Source organism: Natrinema sp. 74, from assembly GCF_046097095.1.
Taxonomy (GTDB): domain Archaea; phylum Halobacteriota; class Halobacteria; order Halobacteriales; family Natrialbaceae; genus Natrinema.
Map to the genome: position 1 here is coordinate 21,998 of NZ_CP175700.1, position 25,004 is coordinate 47,001.

At 54.7% G+C, this 25,004-nt stretch carries 17 protein-coding genes; 1 reads left to right on the top strand and 16 read right to left on the bottom strand.

Going from position 1 to position 25,004, the window contains the following annotated elements:
* Nucleotides 1-76: 76 nt before the first annotated feature.
* From ACJ70B_RS21310 to ACJ70B_RS21375, 14 genes are all read right to left on the bottom strand, one after another.
* Complete coding sequence (locus ACJ70B_RS21310) at nucleotides 77-622, bottom strand: hypothetical protein (RefSeq protein ID WP_408960790.1); 546 nt, start codon at nucleotides 620-622, stop codon at nucleotides 77-79.
* 55 nt (nucleotides 623-677) lie between these two features.
* Nucleotides 678-1,112, bottom strand: a complete 435-nt coding sequence (locus tag ACJ70B_RS21315; RefSeq protein ID WP_408960791.1) for a hypothetical protein — start codon at nucleotides 1,110-1,112, stop codon at nucleotides 678-680.
* Between the two features lie 8 nt (nucleotides 1,113-1,120).
* A complete protein-coding gene (locus ACJ70B_RS21320) occupies nucleotides 1,121-1,654 on the bottom strand; it encodes a sugar-specific transcriptional regulator TrmB (RefSeq protein WP_408960792.1) in 534 nt (177 codons plus the stop codon).
* A gap of 157 nt (nucleotides 1,655-1,811) precedes the next feature.
* A complete protein-coding gene (locus tag ACJ70B_RS21325; RefSeq protein ID WP_408960793.1) occupies nucleotides 1,812-2,252 on the bottom strand; it encodes a hypothetical protein in 441 nt (146 codons plus the stop codon).
* 202 nt (nucleotides 2,253-2,454) lie between these two features.
* A complete protein-coding gene (locus ACJ70B_RS21330) occupies nucleotides 2,455-3,726 on the bottom strand; it encodes a hypothetical protein (protein ID WP_408960794.1) in 1,272 nt (423 codons plus the stop codon).
* Between the two features lie 367 nt (nucleotides 3,727-4,093).
* Nucleotides 4,094-7,162: a type IV secretory system conjugative DNA transfer family protein gene (locus ACJ70B_RS21335; RefSeq protein ID WP_408960795.1), complete on the bottom strand. Its 3,069-nt coding sequence runs from the start codon at nucleotides 7,160-7,162 to the stop codon at nucleotides 4,094-4,096.
* Complete coding sequence (locus ACJ70B_RS21340; protein ID WP_408960816.1) at nucleotides 7,152-8,279, bottom strand: hypothetical protein; 1,128 nt, start codon at nucleotides 8,277-8,279, stop codon at nucleotides 7,152-7,154. The genes ACJ70B_RS21335 and ACJ70B_RS21340 overlap by 11 nt, the downstream gene beginning before the upstream one ends.
* On the bottom strand, nucleotides 8,272-11,562 hold the full coding sequence (locus ACJ70B_RS21345; RefSeq protein WP_408960796.1) for a VirB4 family type IV secretion system protein: 3,291 nt from the start codon (nucleotides 11,560-11,562) through the stop codon (nucleotides 8,272-8,274). Before ACJ70B_RS21345 ends, ACJ70B_RS21340 begins: the two co-directional genes overlap by 8 nt.
* Before the next feature lie 6 nt (nucleotides 11,563-11,568).
* Nucleotides 11,569-12,777 carry a hypothetical protein gene (locus ACJ70B_RS21350; RefSeq protein ID WP_408960797.1) on the bottom strand — a complete coding sequence of 403 codons (1,209 nt, stop codon included), beginning with the start codon at nucleotides 12,775-12,777 and terminating at the stop codon, nucleotides 11,569-11,571.
* Complete coding sequence (locus ACJ70B_RS21355; RefSeq protein ID WP_408960798.1) at nucleotides 12,778-13,635, bottom strand: hypothetical protein; 858 nt, start codon at nucleotides 13,633-13,635, stop codon at nucleotides 12,778-12,780.
* Nucleotides 13,632-15,386 (bottom strand): hypothetical protein, encoded by a 1,755-nt coding sequence (locus ACJ70B_RS21360; RefSeq protein ID WP_408960799.1) that lies wholly within the window; start codon nucleotides 15,384-15,386, stop codon nucleotides 13,632-13,634. Before ACJ70B_RS21360 ends, ACJ70B_RS21355 begins: the two co-directional genes overlap by 4 nt.
* 31 nt (nucleotides 15,387-15,417) lie before the next feature.
* Nucleotides 15,418-15,819 (bottom strand): pilin, encoded by a 402-nt coding sequence (locus ACJ70B_RS21365; protein ID WP_408960800.1) that lies wholly within the window; start codon nucleotides 15,817-15,819, stop codon nucleotides 15,418-15,420.
* Nucleotides 15,820-15,895: 76 nt separating this feature from the next.
* Nucleotides 15,896-16,141: a hypothetical protein gene (locus ACJ70B_RS21370; RefSeq protein WP_408960801.1), complete on the bottom strand. Its 246-nt coding sequence runs from the start codon at nucleotides 16,139-16,141 to the stop codon at nucleotides 15,896-15,898.
* Between the two features lie 423 nt (nucleotides 16,142-16,564).
* The gene (locus tag ACJ70B_RS21375; protein WP_408960802.1) at nucleotides 16,565-17,536 is read right to left on the bottom strand and encodes a hypothetical protein; all 972 of its coding nucleotides are present in this window, start codon (nucleotides 17,534-17,536) and stop codon (nucleotides 16,565-16,567) included.
* 307 nt (nucleotides 17,537-17,843) lie between these two features.
* On the opposite strand from ACJ70B_RS21375, the gene ACJ70B_RS21380 reads away from it, so the two are divergent.
* Complete coding sequence (locus ACJ70B_RS21380; RefSeq protein ID WP_408960803.1) at nucleotides 17,844-19,202, top strand: cytochrome P450; 1,359 nt, start codon at nucleotides 17,844-17,846, stop codon at nucleotides 19,200-19,202.
* Nucleotides 19,203-19,805: 603 nt separating this feature from the next.
* Here ACJ70B_RS21380 and ACJ70B_RS21385 read toward each other — a convergent pair.
* Together ACJ70B_RS21385 and ACJ70B_RS21390 are read right to left on the bottom strand one after the other, a co-directional pair.
* Complete coding sequence (locus tag ACJ70B_RS21385) at nucleotides 19,806-21,248, bottom strand: ATP-binding protein (RefSeq protein WP_408960804.1); 1,443 nt, start codon at nucleotides 21,246-21,248, stop codon at nucleotides 19,806-19,808.
* Nucleotides 21,249-21,847: 599 nt separating this feature from the next.
* Nucleotides 21,848-24,811 carry a DEAD/DEAH box helicase gene (locus ACJ70B_RS21390; RefSeq protein WP_408960805.1) on the bottom strand — a complete coding sequence of 988 codons (2,964 nt, stop codon included), beginning with the start codon at nucleotides 24,809-24,811 and terminating at the stop codon, nucleotides 21,848-21,850.
* Nucleotides 24,812-25,004: the final 193 nt, after the last annotated feature.

The following is a 25,004-nucleotide window of genomic DNA, read 5'->3' on the forward strand; positions in this document are numbered from 1 at the left end:
CGCGAAAGCGCGCCTCACGCCTCTTGGCGCAGAAAAACTCCTCGGCGGTCAGTCGATGAAGTCACCCAGATCAGAGTCAATCGATAGAGGGAATCCGATACCCGATGACAGCGACATCGTCGATGAACAGAACGCCCTTCATGAAGTCGAGCTTGGTCAAGCTGTGCTGGTAGATGTTCTCTGAGCCTTTGTAGTTCACAGGGACGACTAAGCAGCCGAACTCGATTTTCGGCCGCCCATCCTTCTGTGTCCGATATCCCTTCTGGAACTTGAGGAGGTCGTCACTGATGTATTTCCGTTCACTCTTCTCGACTTCGATCGCGATGCGCTCGTCTTCATCATACAGATCGACACTATAATCGAAATCCAAGTGCGTCCAGAGCTTGCAGTTGGGGTTATATCCACCCGCTCGGCTGCCTTCATACTCATATTCTGGAAGGCGGTCGGCGATCTGTGCGTCGAACTCCCCGATCTCTGTGTGCTTCGTGGGGTCCTCGAAGACGCTCTTCGGGACAGCTTCGACGGCCGACCGAATCGACTCCAATGCATTGCTGGGGAATGCCTCCGACGAGGTTTGCTCTCGCCGGCCGCTTAACCGAGTCACGTCCTCTATCACGACCATGATATCTACCGAGTCACCGCTCGCCCAGCAAAATCCTTCGCAACAACCTGCGCATCTACTCGTCCCATAACTGGATAATTCGCTCTTCGACCTCGTCGAGGACGAGCCTCAGTACATCACGGTGGTCGGTCGGCCACGAGGCGTCATCGCCGGGCGTCGGAGCGGTGGGTGGGAAATGGAAGTGATCTCGCGTATTGTGGGGGTTCGGGTGTCGATCCCACCGGCACTCCCAGGCACGCTCCGGATGTACCTCTCGATAGTGGATTTTGAAGTCGTCATTCGTGTACCAGCGGACAGTCAGGGTTGCTTCGTCGATGGTCGCTGGGTAGTACGACGACGCGAACCGAACGTGAAGTTCGAGATGCCCGCTGGCGTCCGTGATGGTCGCCTGTTCGACTTGGTTCGTGTCTCTGAGGCGCGTCTGTAGAAACTCGAGGATCGGGCGGTCGATGGGGGCGGGGCTGCCCCCATCGCCAGTTGGCGGCACCATCGATGGTTCTACCCGGAAGCCTGTTCGCCCTCGGCGCCGGCACATTGCTGGCGGGCGCGTTCGTAGCGCTCGCGTTCCTCGCGGGCGGTCGCCCAGTCGCCGAGGTCACTGTACACGTCGTCGATCGTCCGCTCGTCGCTCCCCTCCGCCACGGCGACGGCGTCGACCGCGGCAGGTGTCGCGGCGTCGTACGCGTTTTCGTAGTCGATGATTCGCGTCGTCAGCTCGCGAACGCGCTCTTGGAGGTCCTCGACAGAGTGGTCTGCGGCGAGCTGGTTGATGCGGCGCCACTCGAAGTACGCGTCGTTGCGCTCGTAGGTGGCCGGATGCCCGTCGTGGCGCGTGACGATGCCGAGGTCCGCGAACCAGTCGAGGTACTTCCGGGCAGTCTTCGGGTCACAGTCGACACGCTCCGTGATCGCGCTCGCGGTGGCGGGCTCGCGGGTCTGGAGGATGGTTCCGTAGATGCGTTGTTCGACATCCTCGCCGCTGAAGGCGTCTTCAAACGGTGGAGGTCCATTCGTGGATTCTGAATCGGCCATACGTGTTCTTGCGCCTCAATGGATATAGTTCTTGCTTCAGGGAATAGTTTCCCGATCAACGCGGCACATGGGCTACCCGCTGGGTAACGTTGAGCGGGACACCATATTAACCAACAACTCCAGAAGGCCGGCGCGAATGTTGGTTAACCTGACGGGCTCAATCCCGTCGGAGCTCTCGAGCTGGTTTGACGCTAAACGTATCCGGGTCGTCGACTGGGGCGTCGTGACTACGATCCGATGCCAGCGATGATGACCGCGTGAGTCGGGTGATAAGATACTCGCGAACAGCCTGCCGGCTGACCGTCGACTCGTGCCACCCGAGGCGCTCGTCGTAGTGGCGTTTCTGGAACGTTTCCCCGACGTCGTCGATGGCGATGAACTGCGTTCGCTTCGCTCCCCACACGTTCGCGGAGACGTACTCCGCACCGACCTTCTCGTGGGTGAGTTCAACGAGGACGCACTCGGCGAGTGAGACGATGGAGAGCTGACTTCTGTCGTTGGGGACCGTCAGTTCCAGATCTGCCCACGGTGCTTCACTTGGTTGCTCTGTCTGCCTGGTACGTAGTCGTGATTGCTGACGCTCGTGTTCTGAAGACATGGTAGTTCAGTGGGCGCTCACTGCGCCCCCTCACCCCTCTTGGGGGTGACAAACTCCACCGCGAATCGCTTCGCGAGTGAATACTAGGGTCGATACCACGGTCTCGCTGGTGCTGTCGCTCAGAAGGCGTACGTTGCTCCAGGTAGTTCGAAATTCCGTCACTCCTCTCCGGGATGAGAAACTCTACGTGGCGGTCTCGGCGTTACTTTGAGCCACTCCCGAACAACCGTTTCGTCCGGTTCCACACGGACGTTGCCTCGGACTTGTCATCGTCCGCACCAGCATCCACGGTGTGCTCTTCGTGAGTCCGATTTGTCTCTCGGTCACGATCTGCAAGTTCGGCCGTGAGACGCTCGATCTCTGCTTTGAGTGTCTTAATACGCTCATTCTTCTGTTCGAGCGTTGCCTCGAGTTCGTCGACACGATCGGTTAACAGCCGATTCTTCTCGGTCAGATATGCGCGACTGCGGTTCGAGTCGTCACGTCCGGCATCGGTAGTCGACGTACCCGAACTGGCGTGGGATTGCGTGGACTCGTCTCCGGAGTCTGGATCGTAGAACTCCGAGGTGTTCGCAATCGCTCGCTCGATGGTCTTCTCTCCGTACGTCGACCCATCGGCGTAGTGGACTTCATCCCACTTCTCCCGGAGCAGCCCTGACTGGCGAAAGAGCCGATCTACCCGCGTGTGGTCGCCGCCGGTCCAGAACGCCAGCAAATAGCACAGTGCCATATCGGCTTCCGACTGACTGTCGTATCCGACCGTGTTCCCGTTCCAGAGTCGCTCGAACTTCGTCCCATTCGACGCGTTCGTTGCCTTCTCGAGGAGCTCCTCGTCCTCGAGGTCAACGTCAACCCCGCCTCCACCGTTCGTCTCTGACTGGTCGTCAGTAGCGCCACGTTGCCCGGACTCGGCCTTCACATCGCTATCAGTGTCTTGGACGTACTCGCGGTGGAGCGCCACGAGCGCATCTTGTCGGCGCGCGACGTGGGTTGGTGTCTCCTCGACGTGGTCGCCAGTGACAGTGAAAAAGCGCGCGGTATCGTACAGTTCGAAGCTTCCGCGACGGTTTCGGCCCTCCGGTAATTCTCCGGTGATGAGCACGTGGTAGCCGGTTCCGGATGGTGAAATCTCCGTATAGGAGTCGAGTCGTTCGATGATGTCCAGCGCCGCGTCGTTGACGTCCCCGGTCTCGGGATCGCGGCAGTCATCGAGATCCACGCCGACAATTGGATCATCGTCGGTAAAGACGAAGCCAACGCCAGTAGCGCTCCCTGTTTTGACGTACTCGAGTGCTGTCTCAAAGCTGGCCCACGTATCTGGATCCGTCGACGAGGCGAATGCTCCCGTCCCTGGTGTCACCGGTATCTTCGTCGGTTTACCATCGCGCTCTTCTTCTTTCCAGCATACCCACTGCTCGCGTTCTCGCAAGCTAGCTGGCAGCGCTGCTGTGTCGATTGAGCTGTCAGAACTCATCGTTGATCTCTCCGAGGACCACCGACTGAATCCTCCGAACAAACTATATCATAACCTCGAAACAACTGCCGATAATCGATAGGCAGTCCGATCTCCTTGTCCCCGCATCGTTCTGCGGATGGAACCCAGTGTATACTAGTTGGTTTTGGTCGGGGATGTTGCGTGGACAGCACCCCCGTCATGCGATTTTGCGTGGACAGCTGTGTCCGTGGAGATTCCTTGGATGGACAGTCTGCGTGGACAGGTGAAGCAAATGCTGGATTCTGGCTGTGTGAGGGGCTATTTCGGAGAGAATCGCAGACTAGATGCCATCGAACAGGAATACCCTTAGAATCGCTATTACAGTATATCATATTTCTGGTGTATATCATTGGTCGAGGAGTGTCTTCCCCTCTGTTGTCAGGGTGAGTCCGATGTAGAACTGTACGCGGTCACCGTCCACTCTGGACCGGTCGGTATCGAGGTCGACGACGTTCCGCAGCTTCCGGGTGAACCAGCCCTTGGTTGTCCCGTCGATATCGTGCTGGTCAGTCCAGGTGGCGTACGCCTGAAACAGATCATCCTGTGGAACTTTGGCCTCATCGGCCTGCCTGACGTACATCGATGTAAACGCTTCAACACCGTCGCCGTCCGGGTCGATGTTCACCGACTCGTCTTTCGATGGCGAATCAGATGCATCAGCATCTGACGGAGCATCCCCGCCAAGGCCGGTTGTCGAAATCTCGACCCGGCCCAAATCACTGGTGGAATCATCCGGCCATAGCTCCTCGGGGTCAGTGTTCTCAGACAGCGCATACGTCTCTCCATGCCGGAAAAGCATTGGACTACCGTCAGCTGGCAGAATCAGCACGATATAGCTGTCACGCGAATAGTCTGCATCTGGTAGGTCGACATCGGGAATGAACGGTCGTTTGATCGGCGTCCAATCCGCTTCGAAGCCGTCTTTCGAGTCATAGACGCAGGTCTCTCCAGGTTTGTGGACCGTGTACTGGCCGGTTTCTCGATCGTGGCTATAGTAGGACGGAACACTGTCTTTAGAGAGCGTCCCCTCGTCTGGAATGCGGGCGAACTCCGTTTCGCCGTCTGAAAGCACGCGCTCGTCGTCATCGCGTGTCCAGACAGTTCGATTTGTGTCTGCGGTGTGTGGCCGAACTGCGGTTACTCCACCGTGAGCGGTCGCACCACCGCCGAACATCACGATCTCGTCACGATTATAGAACTGCTCGGTGCCGTCGGCCCGCTCTTGCAGCGGCGGCGAGAGGATGTTCTCGATTCGCTTGGCCCACTTCGTGTCGGAGTCACCAGGACGGACGACGAAGAGCGGTATCCGGTCGACTTCATGTGCTCGTTTGAGGTTCTGCAAGACTTTTGCGGGCCGGTCAGGTGTCGTCGTCTCGGCCTCGATATTGAACACGTCGTCGTGGTCCGGGTGGGTCGCGGTGGCGTCGGGTTGCTCGCTCCCGTCCTGTTCGAGGATATCGACACTGAACCCGCGTTCGGTGAGTGCCGTTTCGGTATCCATGAGTACTGCATCGTGGCTCGTTCCCCCTGCTGATCCGACAGCACCTGTCTCAGGCTGGACTGTCGTTTCTCCTTCGTCAGTGAGCCGAGTCACGATGTCATCCTCCTTCAGATCGACCTCGATCAACCGCGACGCTTCACGCACGTCCGGCAAGTCTTCGTACTCATAGTCAATGTCGGGGTGATTCCTCTCAAGACGGGCAGAGAGTTCCTCGTCGACGGCGGTGACATCTACCCAGCCGTTTTCCGTCCGTACGTCCTCTCGTATTTGCACTGCACGAACCGCGGCTGCCATCGTTTCATCCAGTATCTTCGTCGGGTTCGCTGCCTCGTTGGCGTCACTGTAGATGAGGTTCTGCATAATTTCAGCGTCAGTTAACGGATCGGTCCCGTAGCGATCCAAACTCTGCTCGATGATGTCGTCGACCGCATCAGTCGACCGAAGCGGTGGATACGGAGGAAACGTATTGAGGAGAACTGGTTCGGAGTACCGACCGCCGTCAAGAGGCAGTTTCGTCCAGGCTTGATACTGGTCCGTTGAGATGAGGTCTTCCGCCGTGTAGTCTCGGAACCGCTTCATCAAGAGCTGGGCGTCGTCGACGTCGTTCACCGAGAAGGCGATGAGGTTGTCGCAGTTGTTCTGCATTGCCTTGCGCGTGTCCTCGTCGAACTGCGAGGGGTACTGGGAGGCGAGCGTCACGGAGAGACGCATTGACCGGGCACGGGCGAGCATCGACTCGATATCGAGATTGTCGCTCGCGATATCGTCGAATTCGTCACAGAGGACGAAGTAGGGGTTTGGGTCAGTATCACGTTCGTACGATCGCTGTTGAATGGCGCTCCAGAGGTTCCGCATCAGGCCCAGCGTGACCATCTTCTTGATGTCCGTATTCTCGACGGGCGTGCGGACGATGACAATCCGGTCGTTGTCGATAATGTCGCGGAAGTCAATCGTACTCTCGCGATGGGAAATGATTCGCCGAATGACCGAATTTTCGACCCACGATTTGATCCGCTTGAGCAGGGGCCGAACTGTCTCGTCGTCCATCCGTGCAATCTCGAGACAGAATTCGCGCACGTAGGGGTCGTCGACGTCGAGGGCAAACTCCTCGCGCCGTTCGGCGTTCAACAGTGTGAAGTACATATCGATCACCGAGAACGGTTTCTCGGACTGCATCATCGCCCGGCCCATCGACTCGGTGATCGACTCCATGTTGATCCCCCAGTATTCGTCCGTATCGAAGATCGCCTTTAGATTCTCGATGCGATTCTCGATCTCGTTTTCGCGTTCCTCTTCGGTGTTGCAATCGGGAATCTCGAGGAAATTCAGCCCGACCGTCTTATCGTGTTCTGACGATCCAGGTTCGATCCAGACGACGTCGTCCAGACGGTCTTCGGGGAGTTTCCGCAGGAGTTCGCGGGAGTCACGACCTTTCGGGTCGAAGTATACGAAACCATAGCCTGCATACGCCCACTGGACCATCATATTCAGCAACTCTGTGGTCTTCCCGTATCCGGTGGTGCCCGTAATCCAGATATGCCGGAACAGCGACTCGAAGCGAAGCGGTGCTTCACGGAATCCACGTTGGGCGTCCTCGTCGTAGCCAATCCAGAGCGGGGCAGACGAGGTGTCGACACCTGATTCGAACATCTCGCGGACGTGCGAACCTGCGACAGTGCCCTCACTGGCCGTTTCAGTGATGACGGACTTCCCACCGACGTAGGCCGTGTCTCGCTCACGGATATTGTATGTCTCGCCGAGTCGGGTTTGGGAAGTCGATAGTGAATCGGACGTTGAACGCTCGTCTTCGTTAGTTTGTGAATTGGAATCTACTTCCTCGTCTTCTAAGGCCTTCTCGGACGGGGAAGGCGACTCCTGAGAGTCGCTACGGTTGAAGAATCGGTCAAATACCATTGTGTCCTCTGTTGTCGGCGTTGCGTTCGTTGGTATCTCCGCTGTCGGTGGGCGGTTCGTATTGGCCTGCGTCGGCGGGCACGCGGTCACCGCGTTGCGTGTAGCGCCAGTCGATGTTCGGCGTCTCGATCTCGTTGTTCGGGATGTGTGCGACGCCAGCGAGCTCGTCGACAGTCATAATCATCCGCCGGTCGGTCCACTCGCGGTCGGCCATCCGGGTGACGTGCTGTTTGAGCTGACTCGCACGCTTGGCTTCCTTCCGATGCCACACCGGCGTATCGTCGAGACCCTGCTCGGTGATCGCGTTGTAGTACTTTCTGAACATCCCGGCCACCCCACGGGCACGGGCCTCGGCTTCGTCCTTATCTACTGAAATTGCGACCACACGGATGTTGACGTGGAATGCCTGTTGGCCGCGCTGCTGCTCGATAGTTTTCGCCGCCTGCTTGTCCTTCTCGCTTGCTGGCCGCGTGCGGGGATTGAGCCAGCCGACCGACGTTCCCTGGCGGAGCGCGTGGGCGAGGTCGTCGACATTGTTGTGCTTAAACCGGTCGCCACCGGTCCAGGACTGTTTCGCCGGTCGAAAGACGACCTGGGTAACGACTTTGCTGTCGTCGAGAGAGAGCATCTCGCTCGTGATCTCGCCATATGGATCCGTCTCCCACTCCTCGCTGTTGTGGTGGCGAATCGGGTAATAAGGGAGCTTCTCCATCTCTAGCCACGCACCGGCGACGTACTCGTCGCGCTCGATGACGGGGAAGGCAGACCCTCCTTCAACGGGGAATACTTCGCTGTTAGCGTAGTTGTTACCCACACGACGGCGGAACTTGTCGGCGGCCGCCTCGGTCGCGGCGTGCATGTAGAACTTGATCTTCCCCTCGTCGAACCAGACCTCGAAGGTGTGATGGTCGCTCGTGTTCTTCCCCCGGAAGTTCGTCGTCACGTCGTGGACCGACTGGAGCAGTCCAGCACCGTCGACGACTCCCTGATTCTCTTTAAAGGGCCGGATTCTGAGCAGAATACCGGGCGCACTCTCCGGGTGCTGGACAAACGGCTCTTCGAACTCTACCCGTGTTGCGTCGTACTGTGGACCGCCGCTGAACAGCCAGCTAACCATCGTCATTCACCTCCTCGTCGAACCATATTGCATCGTCACCGCCGTCGGCGAGAGTGGATGTCTCCATCGTGTCGCTCTGCCGCGCGGTCGCGACGATCGCCTCGAGGATCTCGTCCTCAGTGAAGCCACTATCGAGAATTCGAGTTGCCTCTGTCTCGCAGAGTCCGTAGCGGCTGGTGAGTGCGTTCATCCGCGCCTCATTTTTCACGAACTGTTCGAAGTCGACGAGCTCTTCGGGCTGGTCGCTAATTGCCTGCTGGATGAATGTCCGGTCGTCGGGTTCGTAGTTGATGACGCGCTTCTCGAAGTCGTCAGCAACGACGTGCAGCGGATACGTTCCGTGTTCTTCGACGCGAACAAGCGATTGACTGTATCCGAGGTCTTCCTTCCCTGCATCAGCCCGTCGAACGTACCGACGTTGTTCCTCTGTTAGGCCGATTTTGTCGGCTGTCTCGTCGTCCAAATCGGGCAGTTTGTGAAAGACCTTGATTGGACACATCCCGATAATCTTCTCGGCCTGCTCGGTCTCATAGAACTCTTGGGCTGTCTGAGAGAGGAGGACCATTCGAAGGCCAGCGTGGCGCTGGTGACGGAACGCCGTCTCGAGAAAGTCGAGGTTGGCCTGGTCTTCGAAGAGGTAGTGCGCTTCGTCAATCGCGAGTTCGACGTTCCGCTGGGTGTTCTTCGCCTGCTGATAGATCATCGAGAGGAGGAGTTGCATCAGGAACGTCTGACGGTCGATTCCTGATGCACTGCCCTCGATCTGACCGAGATCGATGTAGACGACCTTGTTGTCGCCCTCGAGGATATTGATCTCCGAGCGGTGTGAGAGATTTTCGTAGGCACCGCCCTCTCGGAAGGGCTGAAACGCGATTGCGAGTTCGTCTGCATATTGTGCAGCACGCTCGCGAGCGGATTCGGATGCCGCAATATTGTGATCATCTGGATTCTCGGCTATATCACAGAGAATCCGATGAACGTCCTGCATCGTCGGTGAGTTCTTCGAGGTATGCGTCGAGACATCATCCCCGACGATCCCCGCTTGTCGGTAGGCCTCGTCGATGACGTACGAGAGGACACCAGTCTCAGCTCCGAGGTCGATATCACGAGCGTCGAGGAAGTTCTCGAGAATGGCGTAGACCTCGTCTTTCTTCGCCGAGAGGGGAGAGATGCCATCGCTGGACTCGAGGACGTGCTGTGGCGTCTCTCGGATCTCGAGCGGGTTCAGCTTCGTGTCGCCGCCGACGGTGATCGTCTTCGCGTTCAAAGCGTCCGCAATGCCACGGAAGCCGCCGACTGGATCGACGAGGACGAGCATCGTGTCGTTGCGCCGTTTCATCATCCGAAGGTGGCGCATGATGTCGCCGAATGTCTTCCCAGCACCCGGCATTCCGACAACGAGTTCGCTATGCCCAGTCTCGAGTTCCCACGGGTTGATTCGGATGGGGGAGCCGTTGTGACCATGATAGCCGTATTCGATGCCGTCGTCCATCATCTGGTAGTTCGACGAGAACGGGAACATCGCGCCGATCGCCTGATTCGTCAGTGTGGACATCCGATCGCGACCGAGTTCGTTCGTCCCGAGCGGTGACACTGTTGCGAGGCCGCGTTCCTGCCACCGGCTTGCAACCTTGAGCGTACAGTTCGCCGGGGCATCCTTGACGATCGACCGTAAGCGAGTCGTCTGATTGTCGAGCGCTTGCTCGCTGTCAGCGGCGAGGCGAATGAACACGCCACCGCGGTAGAACGACGCTTTGTTCGCACGAACGAGCGACCGCATGTACTTCGCCTGATCGATATCGTCCTGAAGATCCTCGGATTTGAGGCTGTTCGAGTCGTGCTGATTGATCTTCAAGTCCGAAATCCAGTCCGCCATCATGTCCTGGGCCGACTGGCTATCGAACGGGTCGAGGTGGATACTGATATCCGTCTGAAGGTCGGTCTCGAGCAACAGACGCTCGAGGAGGCCATCCGACGGTTCCTCAGGGAACTGTTCGATCCAGAACGTACGGACGTACGTCTCGTCGTTGATCACGGCGTAGGTCGTCTCCCAATCGACCGTCGTCGGGGCGATAACCGACTGGTGCATCGTCGACGTATCTGGCAACCGATCGCCGGAGGAAATCGAAAGATCCTCGTCGATATTGTCTTCAGTACGATCGTCCGAGGCCGGTTCCGGCGTACTGATCTGTTCGTCCATTGCATCGAGGACGTCATTGGGGTCGGGCGTTGCTGGAACGCCATCGCTAATCCCGTGGGAGACGACCGGAAACGTACCCAGTGTATCCGTGATATCAGCGTACTCCTCGGACTGACACGACCAGTACTCCTTCGTGATCCGAGCGAGGTCATATGCGTCAACCGGGCTAACTGAACACTGGTAGAGCGACGAGCCGCCGCGTCGGAGCTGTGTGAGTCGTGACTCGAGGTGCTCCTCTTTGAGTCGCTCACGCTCAGGGTCAGTCAGCTCATCGGTCTGGAATCGGTCGAAGAGTCGACCTAACATGGGTATCGCTGCGAGATAGGCGAGGACGCTGTCACCCGTCTTGTCGAACTGTTCGACATCGTCATCGTTCACTGCAGTGATGAGGTAGTACTCGCGAATCGTTGTCGCCTCTGAGTCGATGTCTCCGCTTTCAGTCGTGTTTGCGGTGACATATTTCTTGAGAAGCCGCTTCAAGACCGGTCGTGACCGGACATCAGCGTCACCGAGTCGGTTCTGGTGGGCACGGACGACATTGTCATCGTCGACCTCTCGGCTAGTGATATAGATCTTCACTTGGAAGTCCACAGTCGAGTTAACGAACTCAGAAAGCGACTGGACAGCCTTCGCCCATGCATCGTCGTCCTCGAGAGCCATGTTCGCTGGTTCGACTTTCATCGCTCCGACGAGTGCACCATCTGTTCGTTCGACAGCGTGGGGGTACACCCGTTGTAAGCGAGTCAGATACCGAACCCCACTGTTGTCCTCACCACCGTGAGTATACTCCTTGTTCTTGATCGCCCAACCGAAGCGAGCAGCGAGCCACTCGGTGAGCCAGAGATATCTGGGCTTCACCTTATGGAGCAAGAACAGGAGGATCGTGAGCATAATCCCGAATCCCAGTACCGGGATCGTTAGTGCAGCAGGGACGAACGTCGCTGCAACGACAGTGACGAACGCCACCGCGAGAAACAGCATGAGTTCGCCAATCGTGTACCCTCGGAAGAACGCCGTAGTACCGCCCAATGACTGATGGATCTTTCTCGTACTATACTCGCTATCAGCTGTATTCGTACTCATACGGAATCACCACCGTGAGACCTTCTGTTTCGTGTTCTTGAGCCCGCGCTTTGCTCGAGTCGATGTCTTCTGTGTTGCCCTACGAGCGTCATCGGCGGCTTTGTCTCGCATACGGCCCGTCTTCGACTTCCGCAGGTTGTTGTACCGCCCAGCGTGAGCCTTCGTCGAGCGGGCTGACGATCCGAGCTGATAGGCTTTCGAGTTGCCACCCCCGAGCGTCGTCTGGCCACTCTTCGTGACTGCGCCAACCTGATTGTTCGCGTATCCTCGATGGACGTTTCGGGCCCCCCGGACAGCCTTTCCAGAAGTACGTTTTGCCTTCGCAGCCCCGGATGCGGCTGCTGCAGGATTCGTTGCCGAGACGCCCTTTTGTGCGACGGTCCGTATCGCCGGGCTACTCCAGTAGACCGTCATGATCATCGTGATAATCGCCGCAGGGATCAGCGTCAACCCGATGAACAACGAAAAAAGTCCATCAACGGAGGTTTCGAGACCACCGACTTCCCAGCCGATTCGGAAGAGGATGGCTGGTGGAATCCCAGCAAGCACTAAGCCTGGATAGATTCCTGAAGCCTGACGTGCCATGTTTGCTGCGGGACTAAACGGCCAGACTTCCATCGACCAGAGGACGCCCAGTAGCGGCATGATCGGCGTCAAGACGCAGAGTGCGATCCACCGAAGAGCGACGACAAATCCTGCGATAACTAAGAAGAAATTCGATATGACGACCATCGCAAGAATAGTGAACACGCCCCCAAGCGAGGATTGGATGAGGCCGCCGAGTCCAGCAGACATCTCGTCGATTGGGGCAATCGTCATACCGACTGCGTCGATGAACTGCAACGGGATCGAGACAAGTGGAAACCAGACGAAGGTTCCCATAAATACGAGACCAAGCCGTCGTAGGAGCTGTTTTCGCCGGTACTCACTCATCGAACCTGCCCGGAGTCCAACAAACGCAAAGGCGACAACCGACAGCATGATCGCCAGCGGCATGATGTATGAGAGATATACGTCCTGGTACAGACTCTCCCATGGCGCATTGTCCGGGGTTCCGACAACCATATACCCCGAATCCGATTTAGGGGTTGGAACGCCAACGATCGGACCTAAGATCGCTTCATAAATGTCATTGACAAGGCCGAGAAGCGCATTAGTGAAATCCTCGATGACGTTCTCAATCGCATTCTCAACTTCGTTTTGAAGCCATCCCATTCAACTCTCACCCTCGCTAGACATCCCCTCATTTGGACTGCCTTCTACAATCGAAAGCTCACACGACTGATCACCATCATAGCGGAGTTGCTGAGTATAGGATGAATCTCCACCTACCTGTACGACAGCCGTCACTGTCATCGGTTCTGTGCCGAGTTCTCCACAGTCAAGTGATCTAACTGCGTTTCTAGTTCGGTAGACAGGACGTTTTGATTGAACTGTAGTCTCCCCTGGCGGTAAGCGTGTCTCATGGTAGTATGACTGGGATTCCTTCGATTGCAGTCGAGCAACTGGAGCATCTTCCCACTCGAATTCAGTGAGCAACGATGGAATCGTCCCTGTGTTCTCAATAACGACTGCCGCATATGTCTCCCAAGTAGGCGAGTTTTTCTCCCACTCCATGTCGGGATTCTCTGCCGCCCACAGGACATCTGTGATTGTACAGTTAGCCTCGAGCGTGAGCGTCGTTGTATCGACCTGATCGTCCCCATCGAGGGCGACTAGCTCGTATTTTCCAGTAGAGAAGTCATCTTCATATCGGCCAAGAATTTCGAATGATGTCTTGGTCTCGCCGTTCTCGAGACGCTGTTGATCGTACAGCTCTCCACTTGGATCGACGAGGTTGATGAACTCAACCGACATATCATCGGTAACTTCGATCTCGAGGCTCTCCTCCGCTATCTCGACGGACGTGAAGACGTCACTGTCTTCAGCACTGATTCCATTCCCATCTGTACTATTGTTTGAGGGGTCTGACCCTGACGCACAGCCAGCAAGAGTGGCTGTACTAACGCCGAGGGTAGCAAGGACTGACCTGCGAGCGATACGACTGCCATCCGTATTGGAATTTTCTGTCATTGTTGATCTGTAAGTCCGAGGAACGTGCCTCCGGACAGGTAGTCGAAACCGTAGACAGCCAGAGCGACCGGCAGAAACCAGAGCAGTGTTACGAGAATCAACTGAACGATCTTCTGGAAACCGGGATATTTCGGTGGGATCTTCGCCCGGTCCTCCGCTGCGGAGTACAGTTGATTCGCGCGCCACCACTCCGTTGGAATGTACTGCCCATCAACGACTACAGACGGCCGATTCTCGAGTTCGAGAACGGCCATTCCACTAGCGTTGACAGTAGTGGACTGATTCCCAACTTCGACCCGGCCGGTTGTGATCGGATCACCGGTCGCCTTCTCTGTGACAGTTGCCTGAACGAGGGCCCCTGACGAGTTCACCTTGAGGACCGTCAACTCGAGGTTCGTTTCGCGAACGGTTCCGTCGTCGTTGATCGAGACGGACTGCGACTGGCCACGAACGATACCGTGAACGGTCACCTCGTCAAAGGTCGCTGCTGGAAGCGTCTCCGATTGGACGGCGATTGACGTTGCGTTCACATAGCGATCAACAGTCGCAATATCGATCTCGTGCGGGAGGGAGGGGCCGTCTTGTTCACCTCCCCAGGCTTCTTCGATAACTAACGGTGGCTCAGCAGTATCCGTCGCCTCGCTTGGCATATCTGGCCGTTTCTGTGTCGGTACGGCGTGGATTTGCGCTGGGCGGACGGATGAATTCGTCCGGGTAGTGTCCCTTTCCGTTTGGGACACCATCGTGTGCCAGCCGTCTACTCCCGCAGAGTAGAACCGCCAATTCCCCCGAAGACGAGCGGTACTGTCAACATCGATTGCTGCCCACGTAGTACCCGGATGTACGACGACACCAGTGCGATTCTCGTCGCTTTCGAACGTCACGCGCTTCCCGTCACTATTGTCGATCCGAGTAACGACCGTCTGACGGGATTCGGTTGCCGTTACTCGTTCGCTCACATTCTCCGTTTCAGTCTCCCACGACTCATCACAGGAATCTTCCTCACTGTCGTAATCATCGCACGTTCGTATTTCATGGCGAAGGCGAACGGAGATGGCAACGTTCACGGAGAGGTTCTGTGTCCCCGACAGCCCACTGTACTCGAGAGTGGAGCGATGATCGTCATTGGACTCGAGTACTCGACCGTCTATCCGTAGTTCGACACTCTCAATATCTGTCTCAGCAATCGACCACTGATCGCGGACCGAGCCAGTGGTATCGTCATCTGGAACACGCACTCGGTAATCGGTTATCGCGAGGACCTCACCGTCTGGAGCGATGTACTGTGTCGAGTTGTTTCCTGAATGCAACACCGTCGACGGCTGGACTGCAAAGATGCTCGCGTACGCATCTCTGATGTAGCGTCCGTCCTCGAGTTGTGCTCCCTCAGGATGAACTGACGTCTTCTCATTCCCAGGGGTGAAATCCTGGACGTCACCGCTGTTCCAGGTTTCGACGGCTTCAACTGGTTCTTCGAACGGGACATCCGTCGACCCTGCGAGCCGAGCGGAAAATTCCGCGTCAGAAGAAACGGTATCCGTGAACTCCTCACTTGAGCGGTCCCCCTTATCGATGTCTTCCGACCACAACAGTGGGAACCGCGTTTCGTTTACACCGTAATCAGGTCCGTCCGCAGGAATCGCCGTGCTCGAGTTTGGGTCAGCTGCAGCGACACCTGCAGTCAGACTCGCAACGCCTCCGCTTACGGCGAGGAACGCGACGGCGATGACGATCACACGTGACGTGGTCATTGGATTTCGGTGAACCGGTTTGTCTGCCGTATTAGAACGGTTTCACGCAGTCAGAGAAGCCGAATCCCATCTGACCGCCGACTTTGTCGATAAGTTCCGGTGAGATCAATGCGAGGACGATGATGCCGAATCCGATACCCGACATTACGAGCTTCTCTTTGGCTTGGTTCTTCTTTTCAGGGTTCCCGCCAGCACGCATGTACGAGAGGCCAGCTCGACCAACATAGAAACCAGTTGCAGGGAGCCCGAGACCAGCAACAGCGCCGAAAACAATACCGATACCAGTCTCGACACCGGTGCCGCAGTAAACGTCTCCGACATCGCTTTGAGCGGTCGCTGGACCGACTGCAACAATTAACAAGAGGAGTCCAATTGTGAGTGAGACAAGCTGTGGTGGAACAGAGGTGAAGAGCAACTGCACTCGCGGTCTCATTTGACGAGACGTCGGGGACTTCTCGTTGGTAGCAGGGTGTTCACTAGACGATTCAGTTGCCGCGGAGGATGAATGATTACTCATGGGAAACTGAGTTGACGCTTGGTGTGTCGAGAAGGTTTTCAAGGTCCTCGAAGCACGAGGTCTGTTCGATCAGGTCGTCGAGGTCACGATCGTCGTCGCGGAGTGCTTCTTCGATGAGTGCGACGAGCCTGTCTCGTTCAATGTCACGATACGCCATCTGCTCGGCGAGTGCCTCGCGGAATAGTCCCGATGCGTTGATACCGGTCGCCCAGCTGAGGAACAGGGCATCGGCGGGCATAACCGAAATAGTCGTCGTGGTAGTTCGTTTCACCATTTTCTTACTCACAGACCAGTTACTGATTTGCGAAAATTCGAGACAAGGACCTTGTCGTTCGGGGTTCTAATCGCAGAGTAACCGTTTCGATCAGAGCCTCGATGAATCAGCAACCACGTGACTCGAACGCTGAACTGGAGGAGTTCATCGATACCGTCACTGAGCCAACTGGAGAGGAGTGAGGGTACTTCTCGAGCGTGTCGGTCCTGAATTATCTCCATTGGATGTTTTTCCACTGGTTCTCACCAATCGAAATTTTAAGGAGGATAACTATATTTTCACTGGCGTTTACACCGTCAATATGTATGTAATTCGTACTATTATTTAATTCTCAGATGACTCTCTCTGTGGGCCGAATATAATCGATAAACTGGCGTCTGATGAATTCTATACCCTCTTTGGCTCCAGTTCAGAGGCAGATCGAGCTTGCGCGCGATAGGACTCGTACAAGTTGATTCCCCATTTGACGAGTCGTTCGTTAGAAGTGACAATCATCGCAATATGCTTTCCACTACCGGATTCATTGTACGCTCCAATAGCGACCTTGCGAGTATCGTAAATCCCGATACCGAGCGTATGCGCACGATCGAGGACCAGGGGCTGGTAGTTGCTATACGTCGAGCCGTGGACCACATACTGGGTTTGAGGGTTTTCGGCGGCTTCGACGTAAGTTGGCAAGTCAAGGATAGCCTCACATTCAATGCCGAGTTCAAGCAATCCTCGATAGGCGTGGAACAGAACTGGATTAAAGATAGAGCAAAACCCCCGAAAGCGACTTGTTTGTCGGTCATAGAGCTTGAGAGCTGTCCAAAGTACGGAAGAGGGGCGAGTAGGGGTAGAAATGATCAACTCAGCGTCAGCCAATTCCGGAATTGGAAAGGTCGCATCTTCCTTCGGGAGGCGCTGTAGCCATGGCGCTTTCTCTATGAGTTGCTCAACTGCCGTCGCCAAGTCAATATAGGCATTCAGGGCACGTGTTCCGGCAGGTGTGATCTGCTGTTTCCCCCCATTGTCTTGGCTCCAGCCATACTCTGTGAAGGTCTTGATGATACGCCCAATTGTGGGCCGTGACGGGGAACTGCTTACTGCTGATTCTAGCTCACTCAGACGGTATGGTTGTCCTTCAAGTGCTCTTAACACGCCAATCGGATGGTCGGAACGAGTCAGGAACGATAGCTCCTCAACCGAGACCGTCTGAAGACAACTCTCGATAACATCCAAGAGCAAGAGGCCACCAGCAGTTAGCTCAATCTCTGTGTTAGGTTCCTTGACAAACCCACGGTCTCGGAGAACCGCAAGATGATTAGAGACAGACTGCCGGGAGATATCGGCCTGTTGGGCAACAACAGTCTGTACCACGGGGCTCGAGAGTTCTCCCATGGCTCGTAAAACGTTGAGACGCGCTGAGTCAACTGTCTCATTGATAACACTCCGGACAACGAGTTTTTCGCCTGTAAGGGGGTTCCTTGCTCGGCGTATATTTCCAGTCACTGTTGTATCCCCCATGATGGATTTCCCATCTCTACCTTTAATCCAATAGTTATTTAGCTTTATTGATTACTGCTATAATTAACCCTAATATCTGAGTCTACTATATAAATGTATAACTGCCAGTTGAGTGTGGATCTACAGTGGATTTATTTGTGTTCTGCATGGATGAATTACTATGGATCCGAACGGTCGTCGCCCTCCTGCACCCTCAGGACACCCAGTGATCGGGCATACGCTGGATTTTGCTCGAAGTCCGTTTGAGTTCGTTAACCGCGCGACGAACGAATGTGGAGACCTCTATCGGATGGAACTTCCTAGCGTCGACGTCTATGTCTTAGCCCATCCGGAGTATTTCAAACAAGCGCTGGTGACTGACATCGATGCATTCGGAAAGACCGCGGACTTTCAGCGGGTGTTTGGCAATGGATTGCTGTCGACAGAGGGAGAGCAGTGGAGTCGCCAGCGAGGAATCCTCCAACCATTATTTCATCGGGATCGAATCGGGGGATATGGCGAGTATATGGTCGACGCTACACAACGACGACTCGCTACGTGGGAGCCAGGCGAGACTCGAAATATAGAATCAGAGATGCAGGATCTCACAATAGAGATCCTCTTCGCGACACTCTTTGGGCGCGAATTGCCACCGGGGGAAGGTGGCGATCTCCGTGCAGCATCGGATGGACTCAATAAATGGTTCGCGCCGACGTCCTGGCTCTTACCGAACTGGATTCCGACACCATCACGACGGGAGTTCGGCAACTCAGTAGAGCGTCTCCGAACGGAAGTTCGGCAACTGCTTGCAGAATACAGTACGGGTTCGGAACGAGCGAACAGCTTACAGCCGAATCATCTCCACCAAGAGACGCTCTTATCGAAGCTCCACGAGGCACGCGAAGCAAGTGGCCAAGACCATCTGAGCACGGAGGAAGTCGAAGACCAAATGCTCACGATGATCTTTGCTGGATACGAAACCACCGCCGCGGCGCTCGGATTCGCCTGGTACTCGCTGGCGATGAATCCCGACATCCGGCAAGCGTTCCACGACGAACTCGACGCTGTTCTGGGGGGTGAACCACCGTCACCGGAAGACATTGCAAACCTGGACCTCACAAACCGAATCGTCACCGAGACCCTCCGACTGTATCCCCCCATCCATACGATTCCCCGGAAAACGACTCGAGATGTCCAAGTCGATAGCTACCAAATCCCAGCTGGCGAGGAAGTCCATCTGTCCGTTATCTCAGCTCATCGTGATGAGCGGTTCTACGACAATCCCCTGTCATTCCGGCCAGAGCGGTGGACAGATGAGTTCGAAGAAGAACTCGCTGACCACGCGTTCATTCCGTTCGGTGGTGGTCGTCGGACGTGTATCGGTCGGGAATTTGCTCGCCTCGAGGCAACGCTGGTGCTGGCGACAATTGGTCAACAGTGGGATCTCGAGTGGGCTGGTGAAGATCCGACGATCACGATCGAACCAGAGATCACTACGCAGACAAAGAACGGCCTCCCAATGCGGCTTCGGCAACGATAGGCAGAGACTATCGCTCATCAACTGCAACACAACTGAAGTCGGAGTGTTTCTTGGGCCAAGTGGCATGACGATCAGCAGATTCGGTCTTATCCCTCTATTACCTAATATTATATACAAAAAACTCATCGGGGTATATACACATCTTTTCGGACGGCAATGCAGGTATTCAATATATCGAGAAGTTAATTGGGCAGTACCTGCCAACCCATACATCTTCGAAGAACTTAGGCAAATACGAGGTCTGGCACACAGAAAAGAATCTCGAGATCAATACGAGCTTCAGTCGTCAATGGACCTCTCAGCGCTGTCCAGTATTTTCTGATCACGAACTTGCCGAGCGACATGAGGAGGAGCCTGCGTATCGTCTCACTGAGTTCGGTGAGCAAATTCTCAACGGTGAAGCAGAGTACCAAGAACTCAACGAAACGGATGAATGAGCAGTGTAGGTGTTAACCAACATATCGCCGGCGTCAGCAATATCGTTGGTTAATCACTACTCGAAGATACGCAGTCACTCAGTAGTTTGCTGGCTTTCACCAGATAGAATACTCGTTCACGATACGTGATAGTAGAAAAGTCCGAAAGGCTGAGTCCGTAGCGGTGCTATTCGTCCGGCTCTGGTGCCTGTTGTTCTCCGGGGAATACAGGATTGCCGTCTGCCTGTCCAGCCGCTCCAATCAACTCAGCACTGACAGCACCTGCGATGTCCGCCAGCATCGGCCTGTGGAATGCCTCCCCACCATATGCGAATGCAACAATATCCAGCAAATCACGGAGATAATTCTGCGTATCGTACGCCAAGATATCTCTATGAACAATAATCAGCTCCTCGTCGTGTTCACAGGTAACCATCCTCGAGGAATCTGTTGTCCGCAGTGACTCCGAAACTTTCGCTTCCCACCCCTCACCCGGCAGTGCAACCCACGAGAACACGTCGTGCCGCAACTCCCACATCTCCAGTTCCTCGTCCGTAAGATCATCCTCGTCCACAAACTCGTAGCTGAATGACTCTCTGAACTCCTCACGATATTCTTCAGTTCCCCGAATTTGATCGCCGTTGACGTCAGTGGTGTCCTCGATGTCCGGCTTGATTCGGTCCGGGATAGTAACGACCTCATAGCCGTCTGAGCGAGCATTGTCGAACAAGTTTTGACTGCGGTTCTGCTCGTCATGTGTCGCCACCACGACGTCCCGCTCCGCGTTCAGGATCTTGACCGCGTGGACCTGCACCGGCTTCCAGTCCAATTCGTCGTGCGTCTCACCAGTCACGAACTCGTTCAAATCATCGACTAATCGCGATGCAACAGTCTCCGACTCACAGGATTGCAGGATTTTCTTCACTCGCGTCGAGTACGCCGTCCTCCCCACGTTCGACCGCTCACGATTCAGCGCGTCGTTGATTTTCTTCGTCGTGTTCGTGATATCGTAGCTAAACAGGAAGTTCGGCTCTGACGCAACACGAAGACCGCTCACGAACACTGACGCATCCTCGTTCTCCGGGACTTCGTATACATCCCCGAATCGGGTCTGTTCCAGTAGCTCTGCGTCAGTGTAACCAATGAAGTTCTGCTTTGCCGTCTCAATATCCTCGTCCGTGATACCATCCAGTACGGCCTCTGTGCCTTCGATGTCTTTCTCCGGCGGGTGGATCTCAACGTGAAGGGTCTCGATTTCTTCGAACCCGTGTTTCGGGGCTTCCTTCACCGTGAACGTGTTGTGAGGTGAATGAATCGTGATGTCAATCCCGTGACGGTGACAAGTCGCGATTGCGTCCTTGATCCCAACACCGAACTTCCCGATCACCTTGTCGGGGTTATTCAGCTTCTCTTCGTCTTCAGCTTGGGTGAGATGCTCGTACCGGAATCCGCGTCCATAGTCCCGGATATGCCACGTGCCGTTGTCGCTATAGATATCTGGATCATCCGTGTCCGTGAGGGCTGCCTCGTCCAGGGCGTTCGCGATGATTTCGCGGGCTGCGTCTGCTGGCCCCCACGCCTCTAGGACTTCCTCCATGTTCAAGTCAAATTCTCGTGTCGATGTTGACATACAGAGATGGTCACTATACAGTCAAATAATAGTGATTATAGGCGCGTGCGTCTGAACCATTAATTCTTTCGTAGGTAGGCGCAGGCAGTTATGGATCTGAGGCGGGTCGAAGATCTCTCCACCGCAGGTGTTCGATTGTGCCCTCATCAATCTCAACGCTGAACAGATGCGAGTCACGTGGATCTCCTGTTTCTTGGCCAGCGTCATCTTCAAATATTTCGACGATTGTACCGTATTTTCGATGGAGACGCTCATGATCGGGGTCAGCCTCATCCGGAATATCGACTCGAACCCGATCTCCAACCTCAAATCGTCTCATTGCTTGGTTTTACTGCTACTCCGCCCTGTCAGTTACGACTGGTATCGAAGGTAAACAGAAGCCCGTGGTTTATTCTATGACACGCTGCAGTAGATCAGAACACCAGGGAGGTTGGGTTGCGAATGACGCGAAACGTTCCTGGGTTGTGTTCTATCCACCGTCCTATAGAATAAACTAGCGTATAGCAGTCAGTTTCAAAAGAGAACTGTATCCCCTGCCAGCAGACGCTACGAGGACAGTCTCGTAAAAATCCGATATCAAACCTGAAAAGTGGGTGTCCTCAGGATACTTCCACGACCTGATCGTTGGGATCGCCAATGATGTATAGTTCAGTATCAACCGCCTCTAACCACTCCTTGCAAGTCAGCAGTAGAGTATTGGTGTTATCCGACGACCGGGCCTTGTCATGGTCCAGTCCCGGTTGTACGATATACACTCTGAAATTCCACTCGTTCGGCTGAAACTTTGTTTCGATTTCATCAAATGCTTCCTCATTCAGTTTGAATCCCTCGACACCAGTATTCTCTTGACGGTAGCGAATCCGCTTTGGAAGCCTACTGTTCCTGATCCACGCTATACTCCGGAATACCTGATCAACGACATCACGAACGTCTTCGAGACGAGCACCACTCTTATTGCCCTTTTTGCACGCCTTACAGTGATAAAGACTGATTCGCTTTTCCGACGGCTCAAATTGGACGTAGTCTGCTATCTCACCGCTCGAGTGATCACGGAATAGGACCTGCTCACTCTCACCGTTTCCTTCGATAAAGTCCTCTACCCAAGCGTGAACATGGATGAGTCCATCGCCATCGGTGTCATCGTCATCAATCGAGTATTCCCCCCACGTAGCACACCCTGACCAATCGATCTTCGATTCGTCAACAAAACAACTCGATGGAACCTTTGAGAGTTCTTGTTTGACCTTGTGTCCACGCCCGTTATAGACTAGGGTCCCGTCACCGGTACAGAAGTACAACGGATAACGGTTGAAAAACACCTCCCCGGTCAATTTACTGATCTTGTCTCCACTATCTATCCTGAATTGACAATTAGCGAGTTGTCCAGTCAGTTTATTATCCGCAATGTTGTACGTACCAGATAGCGACTGCGCTGTCTCTTCAGGGGTATAGGAAAATTCGACTGCAGCGGGCTCATCGGCCTGATAGTTTATATCCCTCAGAGCAGACTCCTTCATAGGTTGCCATCCACCCTCCTCATATACTTCGCTTGTATCAATCTCAATATTGAGTTGCTGAAGCGCAGGATTATGAGTCCCGTATACTGGTTCTGCGGGGAACTCGTCGATTCGACTAATCTCGCCTAACCCAAGTTTAGGTGCGGCAGATTCAAATTCATATCTCTCAAGTTTGCCCGCAAGTTCCTGACACCACGAAATGAAATCATCAATTCCTTCCCTACCCGTGGACCACACTCGTCCCTGGTCGTTGCTAATGCCAATGATCTCTTCATCAACTTCTGCAACTGCATGGCCTTGGGCGAAGGCCTGTGCATCTGTTTGTCTCACAGCTCCTTCCACCCGGTCACCAAGATACATTTTGTAGGAAGGGAGACTACCAGATGGCCCCAGTGCGTTGGCTAGTCCTGCGACTTGGTATTCAATATCGACCTCTGCCTGCAGCATTCGGACGAGCGATTCACCGCCGTATAGCTCGATTTCATCGGATACTATCTGGCTACGAATACGATTTGATAGCTCATCTGATGAGGAAGCTTCAAACAGGGTCTCGGTTCCATCGTGATAGTAGTAGAGATGGAGATCATATTCTCGGTATTCCAGCGGGGTTCTGGTTCCCCAGGTCGGTTTATCGATTTGCTCGGTGATCAGCCCAAGAAACACTTCATCGGATCGGGGCAGTTTGTAGACGATGGTGTCGTCGTCAAGTGAAATGTCAGATATCAAGTCGACGTCAGACTCCGTACTCTCGTAGAGCCGAGTACTTCGGTATGGCTGGAGGTCTTGCTCATTGACTCCTCGGAGCGCATCTTGTCCGGCAGTAGTCGCTGCTACGTTCGTCTCGATGTATTTGTCGACGAGTTCTGGAACAAGTTGCCGCCAGCCTGCGTCCTCATGGTACAATCGCTTGACGACATCATCAACCCCGGCTTCACGCAACTTGTCTGGGTCAGCGATGACTGTTGCAGCGACATCTGAATTCTCCGCAGGTCGAGTGACACGACCGATGAGTTGGAGTGTGAACGCAAACGACTTCGGGGGCTGATGAAGCACTGCAACCTTCAGATCAGCAATATCAACCCCTTCACCAAGCATACCAACAGCCACGACTCCATCGATATCTCCTTCTCGAAGTGCGCTGATTGTCTCCGCATTTTGCTTGGAGGTGCGATCGGAGTGAATTGCCTCAACTTCCAAGTCCTGATCACTATAGATCGTCTCCAGATCCCGAGCAGTATCGATGTGGTCACATCGTATTAGAAGCTTAGCGCTGGAATAGTCCGTTCTAATATCTGCTAACTTGGTAGCTGCCATTGCTGCCAATTTGCGATCAGGATCGTCAGCACGATACGTCGAGACTTCAGTCAAAGACAGTGGCTGATACAACCGTTCTTCCATCGCATTGCTCAGGGGATAGTGATACACCATCCGACCGGGTAGCGTCTGCCGGTCACGGCGAAATGGAGTCGCGGTCAATAGAACTCGCTTAGCATTGTCTACGGCCTCAAGTAGCTCCATCCAGCTGGGAGCACGGATGTGGTGTGCCTCATCGAAAAAGACAAGATCAAATTTCTCCTCGGGAGGACTGACAATAGAATTTGGATACTGGTCTGAGTCATAGACCTTGCTAATATTGTGAGGGAGAGTAACTACAACATCTTCATCCAGCTCGTCCCACATCTCCTCGTCGGTGACCCTTGAGGTAACTGTTGCAACAGAGGGTGTCTCGAGTTTGTCATCAACAACGCCGGCTTGCCTCAGTCCATCGAGTCGTTCGAATTTCGCTGCAGTTTGGGTACGAAGCACGTCAGATGCGGTCACAATGAGTACTTGTTTCTCACTCAGCCCAAACGCCAGCAACATCATCAGTGCTGTCTTCCCAGAACCAGTCGGCATCGACACTAGCGCTGGCTCATCTTCGTATGCCGTGAAGTGACTCTTTACACCCCAGAACCCGCCTGCTTGGCAGGAACGAACCCCTTTGATACCTTCCGAGCCGAACTGCTGAAAATCGATCTGATCAGCATAATCGGCAAAGTAGCCCATTGATTACTGTCATTCTGGAGAATATGTGATGAAACTACTGTTGGGATCCGCGTTCCTCATCGCAGAGAGGGTCGACAGGAAGGTATGACCCAAAATAATATTTTCCTCATCGCCCATAATTGTGCGCTTCAAGGCCTCTAGACCTATGTTGAAAGACCGAAACAAAGTATAGTAGTGCACATCCATCACCATA

Excerpts from the sequence above, each read along its gene's own strand:
- ACJ70B_RS21310 (WP_408960790.1), bottom strand. The coding sequence starts at position 622 with ATGGTCGTGATAGAGGACGTGACTCGGTTAAGCGGCCGGCGAGAGCAA.
- ACJ70B_RS21315 (WP_408960791.1), bottom strand. The coding sequence starts at position 1,112 with ATGGTGCCGCCAACTGGCGATGGGGGCAGCCCCGCCCCCATCGACCGC.
- ACJ70B_RS21320 (WP_408960792.1), bottom strand. The coding sequence starts at position 1,654 with ATGGCCGATTCAGAATCCACGAATGGACCTCCACCGTTTGAAGACGCC.
- ACJ70B_RS21325 (WP_408960793.1), bottom strand. The coding sequence starts at position 2,252 with ATGTCTTCAGAACACGAGCGTCAGCAATCACGACTACGTACCAGGCAG.
- ACJ70B_RS21330 (WP_408960794.1), bottom strand. The coding sequence starts at position 3,726 with ATGAGTTCTGACAGCTCAATCGACACAGCAGCGCTGCCAGCTAGCTTG.
- ACJ70B_RS21335 (WP_408960795.1), bottom strand. The coding sequence starts at position 7,162 with ATGGTATTTGACCGATTCTTCAACCGTAGCGACTCTCAGGAGTCGCCT.
- ACJ70B_RS21340 (WP_408960816.1), bottom strand. The coding sequence starts at position 8,279 with ATGGTTAGCTGGCTGTTCAGCGGCGGTCCACAGTACGACGCAACACGG.
- ACJ70B_RS21345 (WP_408960796.1), bottom strand. The coding sequence starts at position 11,562 with ATGAGTACGAATACAGCTGATAGCGAGTATAGTACGAGAAAGATCCAT.
- ACJ70B_RS21350 (WP_408960797.1), bottom strand. The coding sequence starts at position 12,777 with ATGGGATGGCTTCAAAACGAAGTTGAGAATGCGATTGAGAACGTCATC.
- ACJ70B_RS21355 (WP_408960798.1), bottom strand. The coding sequence starts at position 13,635 with ATGACAGAAAATTCCAATACGGATGGCAGTCGTATCGCTCGCAGGTCA.
- ACJ70B_RS21360 (WP_408960799.1), bottom strand. The coding sequence starts at position 15,386 with ATGACCACGTCACGTGTGATCGTCATCGCCGTCGCGTTCCTCGCCGTA.
- ACJ70B_RS21365 (WP_408960800.1), bottom strand. The coding sequence starts at position 15,819 with ATGAGACCGCGAGTGCAGTTGCTCTTCACCTCTGTTCCACCACAGCTT.
- ACJ70B_RS21370 (WP_408960801.1), bottom strand. The coding sequence starts at position 16,141 with ATGCCCGCCGATGCCCTGTTCCTCAGCTGGGCGACCGGTATCAACGCA.
- ACJ70B_RS21380 (WP_408960803.1), top strand. The coding sequence starts at position 17,844 with ATGGATCCGAACGGTCGTCGCCCTCCTGCACCCTCAGGACACCCAGTG.
- ACJ70B_RS21385 (WP_408960804.1), bottom strand. The coding sequence starts at position 21,248 with ATGTCAACATCGACACGAGAATTTGACTTGAACATGGAGGAAGTCCTA.
- ACJ70B_RS21390 (WP_408960805.1), bottom strand. The coding sequence starts at position 24,811 with ATGGGCTACTTTGCCGATTATGCTGATCAGATCGATTTTCAGCAGTTC.